The sequence below is a fragment of the Pannonibacter sp. CBAS1226 genome, assembly GCF_055685825.1.
Window position 1 is genome coordinate 129,191 of the sequence record NZ_JBVOUO010000008.1, and the last position, 14,056, is coordinate 143,246.

At 64.6% G+C, this 14,056-nt stretch carries 10 protein-coding genes; 9 read left to right on the top strand and 1 reads right to left on the bottom strand.

What is annotated here, in order from left to right; all coding sequences use genetic code 11:
* Positions 1–62 precede the first annotated feature (62 nt).
* From AC0CMF_RS20115 to AC0CMF_RS20130, 4 genes are all read left to right on the top strand, one after another.
* Positions 63–188, top strand: a complete 126-nt coding sequence (locus AC0CMF_RS20115) for a hypothetical protein (RefSeq protein WP_256387607.1) — start codon at positions 63–65, stop codon at positions 186–188.
* Between the two features lie 111 nt (positions 189–299).
* Positions 300–1,334, top strand: a complete 1,035-nt coding sequence (locus tag AC0CMF_RS20120) for an aspartate-semialdehyde dehydrogenase (protein ID WP_050473931.1) — start codon at positions 300–302, stop codon at positions 1,332–1,334.
* A 131-nt stretch (positions 1,335–1,465) separates the two neighbouring features.
* Positions 1,466–2,179 (top strand): TenA family protein, encoded by a 714-nt coding sequence (locus AC0CMF_RS20125; protein WP_374629131.1) that lies wholly within the window; start codon positions 1,466–1,468, stop codon positions 2,177–2,179.
* A gap of 11 nt (positions 2,180–2,190) precedes the next feature.
* Positions 2,191–3,084, top strand: coding sequence for a DMT family transporter (locus AC0CMF_RS20130; RefSeq protein ID WP_058898585.1), 894 nt, complete (start codon positions 2,191–2,193; stop codon positions 3,082–3,084).
* Positions 3,085–3,090: 6 nt separating this feature from the next.
* Here the strand turns inward: AC0CMF_RS20130 and AC0CMF_RS20135 are convergent, their stop codons facing one another.
* Positions 3,091–5,097 carry a methylmalonyl-CoA mutase family protein gene (locus AC0CMF_RS20135; RefSeq protein ID WP_374629130.1) on the bottom strand — a complete coding sequence of 669 codons (2,007 nt, stop codon included), beginning with the start codon at positions 5,095–5,097 and terminating at the stop codon, positions 3,091–3,093.
* A 372-nt stretch (positions 5,098–5,469) separates the two neighbouring features.
* On the opposite strand from AC0CMF_RS20135, the gene AC0CMF_RS20140 reads away from it, so the two are divergent.
* The 5 genes from AC0CMF_RS20140 to ccrA all read left to right on the top strand — a co-directional run bounded on the left by AC0CMF_RS20140 (position 5,470) and on the right by ccrA (position 14,050).
* Entirely contained in the window at positions 5,470–7,422 is a 1,953-nt protein-coding gene (locus AC0CMF_RS20140; RefSeq protein WP_164477638.1) for a methyl-accepting chemotaxis protein, read from the top strand.
* A 179-nt stretch (positions 7,423–7,601) separates the two neighbouring features.
* Complete coding sequence (locus AC0CMF_RS20145) at positions 7,602–8,033, top strand: hypothetical protein (protein WP_374629128.1); 432 nt, start codon at positions 7,602–7,604, stop codon at positions 8,031–8,033.
* A gap of 107 nt (positions 8,034–8,140) precedes the next feature.
* On the top strand, positions 8,141–10,684 hold the full coding sequence (gene secD / locus AC0CMF_RS20150) for a protein translocase subunit SecD (protein ID WP_472482443.1): 2,544 nt from the start codon (positions 8,141–8,143) through the stop codon (positions 10,682–10,684).
* 101 nt (positions 10,685–10,785) lie between these two features.
* The gene (gene ybaL / locus AC0CMF_RS20155; RefSeq protein WP_374629126.1) at positions 10,786–12,501 is read left to right on the top strand and encodes a YbaL family putative K(+) efflux transporter; all 1,716 of its coding nucleotides are present in this window, start codon (positions 10,786–10,788) and stop codon (positions 12,499–12,501) included.
* Positions 12,502–12,730: 229 nt separating this feature from the next.
* The gene (gene ccrA, locus AC0CMF_RS20160; protein ID WP_374629125.1) at positions 12,731–14,050 is read left to right on the top strand and encodes a crotonyl-CoA carboxylase/reductase; all 1,320 of its coding nucleotides are present in this window, start codon (positions 12,731–12,733) and stop codon (positions 14,048–14,050) included.
* The last annotated feature ends 6 nt before the right edge of the window (positions 14,051–14,056 follow it).

A 14,056-nucleotide genomic window follows, 5' to 3' on the forward strand; every position in this document is an offset into this window, starting at 1 on the left:
ACTGCCGCAATTCCCGCCAAAAGCGTGGCCGGTCCTGCCGTTAGAAAGTGTGGATTGAGACGATGATGTTCCGGCTTGCTGCCGCAGACATGGGCATTGAGGCGATGGCTCCGGCCAGCGCTGCTGCCGCTCGTCTTATGACCACCGCGACCAAACTCACTAAAACCACCGCTAAAACCACCGTTTGACGGTGCCTCTCGTCCCGCGCTCCCCCGGGATGGGCGGGCGCCGGAGAGCCGGGCAGGTGCCGCGTGTGCGGGCCCGCCGGGCAAGCGGGGAGACGGATGAGAGAGGAATTCATGGGCTACAAGATCGCCATTGTTGGTGCCACGGGCAATGTGGGCCGCGAAATGCTGGACATTCTGGCCGAGCGCGGCTTCCCGGCAGCTGAAGTCGTGCCGCTGGCCTCGCGCCGGTCGCAGGGCACCGAAGTCTCCTTCGGCGACAAGACGCTGAAGGTGCAGGCGCTGGAAAACTATGATTTCTCCGACACCGACATCTGCCTGATGTCCGCCGGTGGCAGCGTTGCCAAGGAATGGGCTCCGAAGGTCGGCGCGCAGGGCTGCGTCGTCATCGACAACTCGTCCGCCTGGCGCTACGACGCGGACGTGCCGCTGATCGTGCCGGAAGTGAATGCCGACGCAGTTGCAGGCTTTTCCAAGAAGAACATCATCGCCAACCCGAACTGCTCCACCGCGCAGCTCGTCGTGGCGCTGAAGCCGCTGCATGACGCGGCCACCATCAAGCGCGTCGTCATCTCCACTTACCAGTCCGTTTCGGGCGCCGGCAAGGAGGCGATGGAAGAGCTGTTCAACCAGACCCGCGCCATCTTCGTGAATGATCCGGTCGAAAACCAGAAGTTCACCAAGCGCATCGCCTTCAACGTCATCCCGCACATCGACGTGTTCATGGAAGACGGCTACACGAAGGAAGAGTGGAAGGTTCTGGCCGAGACCAAGAAGATCCTCGATCCGAAGATCAAGGTCACCTGCACCGCCGTGCGCGTTCCGGTGTTCATCAGCCACTCGGAAAGCGTCAACATCGAGTTCGAGAAGCCGATTTCGGCCGATGAAGCACGCGACATCCTGCGCGAGGCGCCGGGCTGCCTCGTCATCGACAAGCGCGAGGACGGCGGCTACATCACGCCTTACGAGACCGCCGGTGAAGACGCCACCTACATCTCGCGCATCCGCGAAGATGCCACGGTGGAAAACGGCCTCAACATCTGGGTTGTGGCCGACAACCTGCGCAAGGGTGCAGCCCTCAACGCCGTGCAGATCGCCGAGGTTCTGGTGAACCGCGGCCTGATCAAGCCGAAGAAGCAGGCCGCCTGATCCTTCTGCACTGAACAGATCCCGTCAGCAAAAGCCCCGGATTGAACCTCCGGGGCTTTTCAGCTTTAACATGCCCGCCAGAACAGAACGCCGCGCGCCGGACAGGCAGCCTGCGGCCATGGAGGAAACAGATGACGGGCATCTTGGGCGCAGCCGCTAGAGGCCATGCCGCCACGCGCTTTTCGGACCAGCTGGTGCAGGCCGCCGGAGCGAACTGGACCGCTGCCACCGAACATCCCTTCACCCATGCCATCGGCAGCGGCACCATGCCCCGGGACGCCTATGTCCGCTATCTCATCGAGGACTATACGTTCATCACGGATCTGGCCTCCGTGATCGGCTATCTGGTGGCCAAGGCCCCGGACATGGCGGCAAAGCGCCCGTTCGCGGCATTTCTGGCGCTGCTGACCTCCAACGAGAACGACTATTTCATCCGCTCCTTTGCAGCGCTCGATGTGGCGCCGGAGATCTATCTTGAGGCCGCACAGGGCCCCGTCACACGTGCCTTCGCCAGCCTGCTGCTGGAGGCCGCCGAGGCGAGCTACGAGGAAGGGCTTGCGTGCCTGCTCTGCGCCGAATGGGTCTATCTGACCTGGGGCGAACGCGAGGCCCGAAAGCCGCGCCCGGCCGATTTCTGGCTGGCCGAATGGATTGATCTGCACGCCGGTCCCGGCTTCGAAGGCTTCGTCTCGTTCCTGCGCGATGAGATGGACCGGACCGCCGCCCGCCTCACGGAAACCGAGAGAAACCGGGCCACGGAGCGGTTTGTGCACATGTGCGCACTGGAGAAATCCTTCTTCGACGCGGCCTGGAACGGCCCAGCAGGAGCGGCCCAACCGGCCTGACCCCCACCATCATGCCCATCTATGAAATCGCCGCACTCGCGGCGGCGGCCCTCTGGGCCTATGGCGGCATCATCTCCGCCACCCCGTCCTCCCATCTGGGTGCAATTGCCTTCAACCGGCTGCGCATGCTGATGGTCTTTGCCATGCTGGCTGCTGCGGTGACTATTGGCCCCGGATGGAGCTCGCTCGGCTATGAGCACATGGGCGCGCTGGTGCTCTCCGGCCTCATCGGCATCTTCATCGGCGATACGGCCCTGTTCCTGACGCTCAACCGCATGGGTCCGCGCCGCACCGCCATGCTGTTCTCGCTGAACGCCCCCATGTCTGCGGTACTCGGCTGGCTGGTGCTGGGCGAAGCGCTGAGCGGACAGGTGCTGGCCGGTGTCGTCATCTGCTTCGCCGGGGTGATGCTGTCCATCGCCTTCGGCAAGCGCCGGTCGCAGCTGCACACATGGGAGAGCATCAAGGGGCCCGTGTGGATCGGCCTTCTGCTGGGGCTGGCCGCTGCACTGTCCCAGTCCATCGGCTCGCTCATTGCCCGTCCGGTGATGGAAACGGGCGTTGATCCGGTCGTGGCCTCGGCCGTGCGCATCGGCATCGCCGCGCTCGGCCTTGTCTGCCTCGGCGCCCTGCCCTTTTCCTATCTGAAACCGGCGAACCCGCTCACGCTCAGGATTGCCGGCTGGACGGCTCTGTCCGGCTTCATCGGCATGGGTGTCGGCATGACCCTGGTGCTGTTCGCGCTGTCCGGCGGCAAGGTGGGCATCATCTCCACCCTGTCCGCCACGACGCCAGCCCTGCAGCTGCCGCTCCTGTGGTGGCGCACCGGCGAAATGCCGGCCCCTGGCGCCTGGATCGGCGCCGCACTGGTCGTCTTCGGCTGCGGGCTGATGTTCGGGGTATAGCCGCTTTCAGGCCGCCCGCTCTCCCTGCTCGCCGGCAATGCGCACCACATCGGCCATGATGCCGGTGAGCTGGAAGTCCTTCGGGGTGTAGACCGCAGCAACGCCCATGGCCTTCAGCGTCCGGGCGTCCTCATCCGGAATGATGCCGCCAACAACGACGGGAATATCGGCAATGCCTGCCGCCCGGAGCCGTTCCAGCACGTCGCGCACCAGCGCCAGATGGGAGCCGGAGAGGATCGACAGGCCGATGACATGCACGCTCTCCTCCAGCGCCGCGTTGACGATCTGCGCCGGGGTGAGGCGGATGCCCTCGTAGACCACTTCCATGCCGCAGTCGCGGGCACGCACGGCAATCTGCTCCGCGCCGTTGGAATGGCCATCGAGCCCCGGCTTGCCGACAAGGAACTTCAGCCTGCGGCCCAGCTTGCGCGAGACGGCTTCAACGCTTTCGCGCACCGCCGCCACATCGCCTGCATCATCCCGTGCGGCACGGCCAACGCCGGTGGGGGCGCGGTACTCGCCGAAGACCTCGCGCAGCGCTGCGCCCCACTCACCGGTGGTGACCCCGGCCTTGGCTGCGGCAATCGAGGGTTCCATGATGTTGCGCCCTTCGCGCGCCGCCGCCTTGAGCCCGGCAATCGCCGCCTCCGCAGCGGCCCCGTCACGGGCGGAACGCCAGGCCTTGATGCGCTCGATGGCTTCATCTTCCACATGGGCAGAAACGGTCAGGATGCCGCCATCTTCCCCGGCCGCCAGCGGCGAAGGCTCGCTCTCGGTCCAGCGGTTGACGCCGACGACGATCTGCTCGCCGCTCTCGATGCCTGCAAGGCGGCGGCTGTTCGCCTCCACCAGCTGCTGCTTCATGTAACTGGTCTCGACGGCAGCGACGGCCCCGCCCATGGCATCGATCCGGGCCAGTTCCGCCCGCGCTTCGGCCTTCAGCTCTTCCACCCTTGCGGTGATGACGGAGGAGCCGTCGAAAATATCGTCATAGTCGAGCAGGTCCGTCTCATAGGCGAGGATCTGCTGCATGCGCAGGGACCATTGCTGATCGAACGGCCGGGGCAGGCCCAGCGCCTCGTTCCAGGCTGGAAGCTGCACGGCGCGGGCGCGGGCATTCTTCGACAGAACCACGGCCAGCATCTCGATCAGAATGCGGTAGACGTTGTTCTCCGGCTGCGGCTCGGTCAGACCCAGCGAGTTGACCTGCACCCCGTAGCGGAAGCGGCGGTAGCGCGGATCGGCGATGCCATAGCGGTCGCGGCAGATCTCGTCCCAGAGCTCGGTGAAGGCGCGCATCTTGCACATCTCGGTGATGAAGCGCATGCCGGCATTGACGAAGAAGGAAATGCGGCCCACCGCCTGCGGAAACTCCGCTTCCGGAATGGCCCCGCTTGCCTTCATGCCATCCAGAATGGCGATGGCCGTTGCCAGCGCGAAGGACAGCTCCTGCACCGGCGTCGCCCCCGCCTCCTGCAGATGGTAGGAGCAGACATTCATCGGATTCCACTTCGGCATCTCGCTGTAGGTCCAGGCGATCACGTCCGTGGTCAGCCGCAGCGAGGGTGCAGGCGGGAAAACGTAAGTGCCGCGCGAAAGATATTCCTTGATGATGTCGTTCTGGGTGGTGCCGGCCAGCCGCTTGCGGTCTGCCCCCTGCTCATCTGCCGCAGCCACATAGAGCGCCAGCAGCCAGGGGGCGGTGGCGTTGATCGTCATGGACGTGTTCATCCGCTCCAGCGGAATGTCCTGAAACAGGGTGCGCATGTCGCCCAGATGCGCCACCGGCACGCCCACCTTGCCGACCTCGCCCCGCGACAGCAGGTCATCGGGATCATAGCCCGTCTGGGTCGGCAGATCGAAGGCGATGGAAAGACCGGTCTGGCCCTTGGCCAGATTGGCCCGGTAGAGCCTGTTGGAATCGGCCGCCGTGGAATGGCCCGCATAGGTGCGGAAGATCCAGGGCTCATCCCGCTTCCGGCCGCCCTCGCCCATCGTCTTGTCATCACTCATGCGGACACCCTCCACCCGGCCTGTCGGCCGTCATCCATCCCAGCACGATAAGGCCTCAGCGGCACCGGATAAATTCGCCAAAAGTCGCCCTGCTGCGACGCAATATAATTTCACCAAACGAAATAATTTTCATAAGAAAAATACCGCGCCGTACAAATTTGCCGTAACGTCAAATAATAAAAAATTAACACGCACTTACCTCTAGTATAGTTAGGTTGAAATCAGGAACTCAGTCACATGAGATTGTCATTTATCCTTAGAGCCGTTGTCGGAACACTTGCCGCAACGGCATGCCTGATCACAGGATGGATAAGTATTGAATCGAACTCGAGGCTTCAGAAATATAGCCTTGCAAGTGCGCGCGTTAAGACGATGCAGGCCCTGTCTGACATTCCCGCAAATGCGAACGCGGAGCGGGGCCTGATCACTCTTCTTCTGGATTCCGAAAACGCGGCCGAACGCTCGCGTGAGGCCGACGTTGCCAAGAGCCGCCAGCCGACGGATGTTGCCTTCACCAAGGCCTTGGACGCAGCGGCAGAGCTTGCCGCGCTTGAGCCCGCAAGTGCCGCCGCCGCAGACATCGTGAAGAAGAGCCAGGCAGACTGGCTCCAGATGCGCGCAGCCAATGACCGGCTGGTGTTCTCCGCTCCGCTGGAGCAGCGCCGCAAGGCCTCGCAGGAGACTTTCGCAGCCTCGGCGAACATGAACAAGTCGGTGCTGGACACCATCGACCGCGAGATGGAGATCCTTGCCGAAGTCGATGGCGTTGCGCTCAACTACAGCAAGCTGGCCCGCACCGTCTGGCAGCTGCGTGATACCGGTGGCCGTCAGGCCGGCATGATGCAGGGCTTCGTCGTCAGCGGCCAGGCGCTCACGCCCGAGCAGCTTGAGACCTTTACCCGCCTTGATGGCGAAGTCCGCCAGATCTGGAGCGAGATTGTCAAGGAGGCAGACAAGCCCGGTGCCAATCCGGCCGTGAAGGCGGCCATTGCCGGCGCCAAGGCCAACTATGTGGATGCCTTCGCCGCCCTGAAGGTGGATGTGCAGCCGGGCTTTGCCACGGGTGAGTTCAAGATTGATGGCAACGCCTACCGCCAGCGCGGTGTCGCCCTGTGGCCCGCCGTTCTGGCTGTCCGCGACGCTGCCTTCGAAGCAGCCCTGCAGCGCATCGAAATCCTGCGGGCGGATGCTGCCAGCAGCCTTTACTCGACGCTGGCCCTGATGGCCTTCGTGCTGCTGACCGCAGCGGCTGCCTTCTGGATCATTGCGGCCAAGGTCATCCGCCCGATGAGTGCCATGACCGGCGCCATGAGCCAGATTGCCCATGGCAACCTCGACATTCCGATCCCCAGCTCCGGGCGTGAGGACGAGATCGGCGAAATGGCCAAGGCCGTGACCATCTTCCGCGACAATGCCATCCAGATCCGCAGCGCGGAGCAGGAAAAGGAAGAGATGAAGGCCCGGGCAGAAGCGATGCGGCGCCAGGAGCTCGATGCGCTTGCCTCCGGCTTTGAAGCCGATGTCATGGGCGTGGCCCAGGCGCTGGCAGAAGCTGCCCTCAATCTGGAGCGCAATGCCGGGCAGATGGGCACCCAGGCCGAGCGTACCTCCAGCCGCGCCGGAGCCGTGGCCGCAGCGTCCGAACAGGCTTCTGCCAACGTCCGCACCGTAGCCGCAGCGACCGAGGAAATGTCGAACTCGACCCGCGAGATCAGCCGTCAGGTGCAGGTATCGGCCGAGATCACCGTCAAGGCCAACACCGAAGCAGCGCGGGCCGGGTCCATGGCCGAGGGGCTGGCTCAGGCAGCCCAGAAGATTGGTGAGATCGTGAACCTCATCAACCAGATCGCCTCCCAGACCAACCTCCTCGCCCTCAATGCCACCATCGAGGCAGCCCGTGCCGGAGAGGCCGGACGCGGCTTTGCCGTGGTGGCGACGGAAGTGAAGGACCTTGCGGCCCAGACCGCCAAGGCCACGGAAGAAATCGCCTCGCTGGTTTCCGACGTGCAGTCGGGCACCTCGAATGTGGTGGGCGCCATTCAGGGCATCCGCTCGGTCGTGGGCGAGATTTCCGACATTGCCGGCATGATCTCCGGCTCCATCGACGAGCAGTACAAGGCCACCACCGAAATCCTGCACAATGTCGAGGAAGCGGCGACCGGCACCGTGGAAGTGTCCCGCAACATCACCGATGTGAACGAAGCCGCAGAACTGACCGGCCACATCGCCCGCGATGTGGTCAGCGCCTCCAACGGCATTTCCAGCCAGGCCGAGGAACTGAAGGGCAAGGTGGAAGGCTTCGTCCGCCGCGTCCGCGCCGGCTGACAGCCACCGCCACCACTGCAAGACAAGGACAGCCCCCGCGCGGGGCTGTCTTCATGTGAGGGCCCCGGCGAAATACCGGTTTTCCGGCCGCAATGGCTGGCAAACGGCAGCATGAGCCCCTATGTTGGCCACATTGCCCGGGTAGAGCGCCCGAGATGGCGGCGCACCCCGGACATGGCATGACACCGGCACACAGCAGACAAGACACAGAAGACAGGACCGCAGGTGCATCGCACCTTGCACCGGCCCTGTTCAAATTGCTGCTGCTGGCTTTTCTGGCCGCCCTGCAATGGACGGCCCTGCCGGGACAAATCTCCCGGCCGGATCTGCAAAGGGCCGAGGCCGGACTTGCCAGCGCCGGACAGGCCGCGCAAGCGGCCCAGCGCGCCAGAGACGCCTGGCGCAATGCCACGGCGGAATGGCGCAAGTCCGGGCCGGACCGTCACCTCTCCCCGCCTCCGCAAGGGTCTGATCCGGCTGGCCTTGCCCCCTCAGGCACAGAGCACCTTCCGCAGGCCGGACGGCTGGCACAGGCAGCAGTTTCCCCTGCCCTGCCCGCACTGGCACTGCCGCGCGATTTTGATGCCCGCGCCCCTCCGGCTGCGGCCTGACGGAGCATTGCTCCCTTTCTGACCTGACTTTCCCTGTTTTTCTCCACGGCTGACGCTTGCGCAGGACTGGCTCCGCGCGGGCGTGCCGTTCCATGGATCATCACACCATGCGCAAATCACGCTGGGTGCTTGCAGCCTATCTGGCTGTCATCATCTTCGGGCTGCTGGCGGCAATGCCCAATTTCCTGTCCCCCTCACAACTGGCCAGCCTGCCCGGCTGGCTGCCGAAACAGCCCGTCACGCTGGGCCTCGATCTTCGCGGCGGATCGCATCTCGTGCTGGAAACGGACACGAAGGCCCTGCTGAAGGACCGGATCGACGACCTGCAGCGGCAGGCCCGTCAGAGCCTGACCAGCGCCGGCATTGCCACGACGTCCCTGCACGCCAGGGACGGCACCGTCACCATAGCCCTCAAGGATGAAGGGCAGACGGACGCCGCCGTGGAAGCGCTGCGCCCGCTGATCAACGCCGCAGGCGGACTGATGCCCGGCATGGCCGGAGCGCCGGACATGACCATCACCCGCACGGGCAGCGGCACGCTGGAGATGAAGCTGACGGAAGAAGGCATCCGCGACCGCATCAGTGCGGCCGTGGCCCAGAGCCTCGAGATCATCCGCATGCGCATCGATCAGGCCGGTGTCGCCGAGCCCGTGATCCAGCGGGCGGGCGGGGACCGCATCATGGTGCAATTGCCCGGCGTGCAGGACCCGGCCCGCATCCGCGAGCTTCTCGGCAGCACCGCCAAGCTCTCGTTCCATATGCTGGCCGATGCCGCACCGGGCGCACGCCTGCCGGCCGGCGTCAGTCTGCTCCCCGCCGTCAAAGGCGGCACGCAATATCCGGTCGAAAACCGTGTGGCCCTGTCAGGCGAGCGGCTGGCCGATGCAAGGGCAGGCTTTGACCCGCAGACCCGCGCTCCGCTGGTGCTGTTCCGCTTTGACAGCAGCGGCGCAAGGCAGTTTGCCGAAATCACGAAGACCAACACCGGCAAGCCCTTCGCCATCGTGCTGGATGGCAAGGTCTTGAGCGCACCGGTCATCCAGCAGCCGATCACCGGCGGCTCGGGCCAGATCAGCGGCAACTTCACCATCGCGGAAGCTGCAGACCTTGCCGCCCTGCTGCGTGCTGGCGCCCTGCCTGCCCCGCTCACCGTCATCGAGGAGCGGACCGTCGGCGCGGATCTGGGAGCCGATGCCATTGCAAGGGGCGTTGAAACCGGCATCGCAGGCTTCGGCCTGGTGTTTGCCTTCATGATGGTGCTCTACGGCCGCTGGGGCCTTGTCGCCAATTTCGCGCTGGCGCTGAACGTGCTGCTGACGCTGGGCGCCCTCAGCCTGATGGGCGCAACGCTGACGCTGCCCGGCATTGCCGGTATCGTGCTCGGCATCGGCCTTGCGGTGGATGCCAACGTGCTGATCAACGAGCGCATCCGCGAGGAAACACGCAAGGGGCTCAGTGCCCATGCGGCGCTCGATGCCGGCTTCAGGCGCGCCTATGCGACGATTGTGGATTCCAACGTCACGGCACTGATCGCAACCGTCCTGCTGTTCTGGTTCGGCACCGGCCCGGTGCGCGGCTTTGCCGTCACCATGGGCCTCGGCATCGCCATTTCCATGTTCACCGCCGTGTCGATCGTCCGGGTCATCATGACGGCCATCGTGCGCAGGTGGCGGCTGAAGAAGCTGGTCATCGAACCGCCCTTCGGCTTCCGCCTGATCCCCGACGGCACCAGCATCCGCTTCATGCGCGGGCGCTTCATCGGCATCGGCATGTCCATCTTCCTGTCGCTTGCCTCGGTGGCTCTGCTGATCAAGCCGGGCCTCAACCTCGGCGTCGACTTCCGGGGCGGCATCCAGATGGAGGTGACAACGCAAGGGCCCGCCGATCTTGCCGGCCTGCGCAGCGGACTGGGCGGGCTGGGCCTTGGCGAGATCGCCCTGCAGCAATTCGGCGATCCCACCCACGTCCTCCTGCGGGCCGAGCGTCAGCCGGGCGGCGAGGAGGCACAGACGGCAGCCGTCAACACCATCCGCAGCAGCCTTGCGCAGATTGCATCCGGCTCCCAGGTCGAGCGTACGGAAGTGGTGGGACCGAAGGTCAGCGGCGAACTGGCGGCAGCGGGCATCCTTGCCGTCATTCTGGCGAGCCTTGCCATGCTGCTCTACATCTGGGCCCGCTTCGAATGGCCGTTTGCGGTCGGCGCCATCGCCACACTGGTGCTGGACGTGACCAAGACGGCCGGCTTCTTCGCACTCACCGGCATCGACTTCAACCTCACGGCCATTGCCGCGCTGCTGACGCTCGTCGGCTACTCGGTCAATGACAAGGTGGTGGTCTATGACCGCATGCGCGAGAACATGCGCCTCTACAAGCAGATGCCGCTGCGGGAGATGATCGACAAGTCGATCAACGAAACCCTCGGCCGCAGCCTCTACACCTCGATCACCGCCTTCCTGGCCATGCTGCCCATGGCCATCTGGGGCGGCAGCGCGGTGGAGAGCTTCGCCGTGCCGATGGTGTTCGGCATCGTGGTGGCAGCCAGTTCATCGGTGTTCATCGCCGCACCGATCCTCCTCTTCCTCGGCGACTGGCGCAAACGCCGCCAGAAAAAGGCGCAGGTACTGCCCGCCGAACCGGCGGCGCAAGCCTGAGCCTATAAAAACAACCTGCCCCGCCGCTTTTTGCCGGCGGGGCACTTGCACCGCACGGACGAACTCAATCAAAAAGAAAGTTCCAGAAGGATAACAGCCATATGCCCCATGACACGCCGCTGATTGCCACCATCGTTGCCGGACTTGGCATCGCATTCATTCTGGGGGCAATTGCGAACCGCCTGAGGCTGCCGCCGCTGGCGGGCTACCTGATCGCGGGCGTGCTGGTGGGGCCGCACACACCGGGCTTCGTGGCCGACCAGAATCTGGCGCCTGAACTTGCAGAAATCGGCGTCATCCTGCTGATGTTCGGCGTCGGCCTGCATTTCTCGCTGAAGGACCTTTTGTCGGTGCGGGCGATTGCCGTGCCGGGCGCACTGGTGCAGATCCTCGCCGCGACGCTGATGGGGGCTGGCCTTGCCTGGATGATGGACTGGCCGCTGCGTTCCGGGCTCGTCTTCGGCCTTGCCCTGTCGGTTGCCAGCACCGTGGTGCTGCTGCGCGCCCTGCAGGAACGCCGCCTCGTTGCGACAGAACAAGGGCGCATCGCGGTCGGCTGGCTGATCGTCGAAGATCTGGCCATGGTGCTGGCGCTTGTCATCCTGCCCGCGATTGCCAGCGTCATCGGCGGGGAAAGCAACATCGCGCCCGATCCGCTGGCCGCCCGTTTCGGCCTTGGCATCTGGGGCGTCCTGGGTCTGACACTGGTCAAGGTCGCGGCCTTTGTGGCGCTGATGCTGATCATCGGGCGGCGGGTGATCCCCTGGATCCTGCATTACATCGCCCACACCGGCTCGCGCGAACTGTTCCGCCTTGCGGTGCTGTCCATCGCTCTGGGTGTCGCCTTTGGCGCGGCCAAGCTTTTCGGCGTGTCGCTGGCGCTGGGGGCCTTCTTCGCCGGCATGATCCTGAGCGAATCCCAGCTCAGCCACAGGGCCGCCGAGGAATCCCTGCCCCTGCGCGATGCCTTCGCCGTGCTGTTCTTCGTCTCGGTCGGCATGCTGTTCGACCCGGCCAGCATCATCGAGGACCCGCTGCCGGTCATGGCAACGGTCTTCATCATCGTCGCCGGCAAGTCTGTTGCGGCCTTTGTCATTGTCCGGTTCTTCGGGCATTCGCGGGAGACCGCGCTGACCATTGCCGCGAGTCTTGCCCAGATCGGCGAGTTCTCCTTCATTCTCGCCGAGCTTGGCGGCAAGCTGAACCTCCTGCCGGATCAGGGCCGCGATCTCATCCTTGCCGGTGCCATCCTGTCCATCCTGCTCAACCCGCTGTTCTTTGCCGCCATCGACTGGCTGAAGCCCAAGACGGAAGCACAGGAGGAAGGTGCCGCCGCTGCACCGGCGGCCCAACCGGCTGAGAAGCAGGCGAAGACGCCGGTCGTGCAGGCGACCAGCCAGACCGGGCATACCATTCTCGTCGGCTTCGGCCGGGTCGGCAGCCTCACCGGGCGGGAGCTGCAGGCTGCAGGCGAACCGCTGCTGGTGATCGAGGATGCGGACAAATCCCTGGCTGCGCTGAAGGAAGCCGGCATCGAGGTGATCGTTGGCAATGGCGCCCGTCAGGACGTGCTGCAGGCGGCCAACATCGCAGAAGCCCGGCGGCTGATCATTGCCATTCCCAACGCCTTCGAGGCGGGGCAGATCGTCATGCAGGCCAAGGCCGCCAATCCGGAGATCGACATCATCGCCCGCGCCCATTTCGATGCGGAGGTGGACCATCTCGCCGGCCTTGGTGTCGGCACCATCATCATGGGCGAGCATGAGATTGCCCGGGCCATCGTGGAGAAGGTGACCGGAACGCGTCCGCTCACCTGATCCTGCCCTGCACCCGCCGCCCTGGCCTTCTGTGCACCGCAAAACAGGGCAGACTGCCGTAACGCAAGTTAAGCAATAGTCGTATAGATCAAACGCAATTTTAGACGGATAGTTGCGCGATAGCGGGTCTTTCGCACCCAACCGCTGCTGCGCTGCAATAGCCCTGCGCCGCAGGGAGGCGTGCAAGAGCCGGGCTGGCAGTTTCATGCCGGAGTGGAGGAGGACACCCATGGCGACCGTGGCACAGGCAGCATCGCAGGCCGCATCCGAGGCGAATGACAATCTGACGAAGGGGGACACACCCTTGAAGGATCTTTACGAAATCGGCGAAATCCCGCCCCTCGGCCATGTGCCGGAGAAGATGTATGCCTGGGCAATCCGGCAAGACCGCCACGGCCCGCCGGAAGAGGCCATGAAGCTGGAAGTGGTGCCGACCTGGACGCTCGACAGCCACGAGGTTCTGGTTCTCGTCATGGCCGCAGGCGTCAACTACAACGGCATCTGGGCCGCGCTTGGCGAGCCCATCTCCGTCTTCGGCAGCCACAAGAGCGCCTATCATATCGCCGGTTCCGATGCCTCGGGCATTGTCTGGGCCGTCGGCTCCAAGGTGAAGCGCTGGAAGGTGGGCGATGAAGTCGTCATCCATTGCAATCAGGATGACGGCGACGACGAGGAGTGCAATGGCGGCGACCCGATGTTCTCGCCCACCCAGCGGATCTGGGGCTACGAGACGCCGGATGGCTCCTTCGCCCAGTTCGCCCGCGTCCAGTCGCAGCAGCTGATGCCGCGCCCCAAGCACCTGACCTGGGAAGAGGCCGCCTGCTACACGCTGACGCTTGCGACCGCCTACCGCATGCTGTTCGGCCATGCACCGCACCAGCTGCGGCCGGGCCAGAACGTGCTGGTCTGGGGCGCCTCGGGCGGCCTTGGCGTCTTCGGCGTGCAGCTTGCAGCCGCCGCCGGGGCCAATGCCATCGGCGTCATCTCGGATGAGGACAAGCGTGACTACGTCATGTCGCTGGGCGCCAAGGGCGTGATCAACCGCAAGGATTTCAACTGCTGGGGCCAGCTGCCCAAGGTCAACTCCCCCGAGTTCAACACCTGGACGCAGGAAGCGCGCAAGTTCGGCAAGGCCATCTGGGACATCACCGGCAAGGGCAATGACGTGGACATGGTGTTCGAGCATCCGGGCGAGCAGACCTTCCCGGTCTCGGCTCTGGTGGTCAAGCGCGGCGGCATGGTGGTTTTCTGCGCGGGCACGACAGGCTTCAACATCACCTTTGACGCCCGTTACGTCTGGATGCGGCAGAAGCGCATTCAGGGCTCGCACTTCGCCCATCTGAAGCAGGCGTCCGAGGCGAACAAGTTCGTCATCGACCGGCGCATCGATCCGTGCATGTCGGAAGTGTTCGGCTGGGACCAGATCCCCAAGGCCCACACCAAGATGTGGAAGAACCAGCATGCGCCGGGCAACATGGCCGTTCTGGTCAACTCGCCGCTGCCGGGCCTGCGGACCTTTGAAGATGTGCTGGAGGCGGGCAAGCGCTGAAGGTGG

Bases quoted from the DNA above. Each gene is read 5' to 3' on its own strand.
- AC0CMF_RS20115 (WP_256387607.1), top strand. From the start codon at position 63: ATGATGTTCCGGCTTGCTGCCGCAGACATGGGCATTGAGGCGATGGCT.
- AC0CMF_RS20120 (WP_050473931.1), top strand. From the start codon at position 300: ATGGGCTACAAGATCGCCATTGTTGGTGCCACGGGCAATGTGGGCCGC.
- AC0CMF_RS20125 (WP_374629131.1), top strand. From the start codon at position 1,466: ATGACGGGCATCTTGGGCGCAGCCGCTAGAGGCCATGCCGCCACGCGC.
- AC0CMF_RS20130 (WP_058898585.1), top strand. From the start codon at position 2,191: ATGCCCATCTATGAAATCGCCGCACTCGCGGCGGCGGCCCTCTGGGCC.
- AC0CMF_RS20135 (WP_374629130.1), bottom strand. From the start codon at position 5,097: ATGAGTGATGACAAGACGATGGGCGAGGGCGGCCGGAAGCGGGATGAG.
- AC0CMF_RS20140 (WP_164477638.1), top strand. From the start codon at position 5,470: ATGCAGGCCCTGTCTGACATTCCCGCAAATGCGAACGCGGAGCGGGGC.
- AC0CMF_RS20145 (WP_374629128.1), top strand. From the start codon at position 7,602: ATGACACCGGCACACAGCAGACAAGACACAGAAGACAGGACCGCAGGT.
- secD (WP_472482443.1), top strand. From the start codon at position 8,141: ATGCGCAAATCACGCTGGGTGCTTGCAGCCTATCTGGCTGTCATCATC.
- ybaL (WP_374629126.1), top strand. From the start codon at position 10,786: ATGCCCCATGACACGCCGCTGATTGCCACCATCGTTGCCGGACTTGGC.
- ccrA (WP_374629125.1), top strand. From the start codon at position 12,731: ATGGCGACCGTGGCACAGGCAGCATCGCAGGCCGCATCCGAGGCGAAT.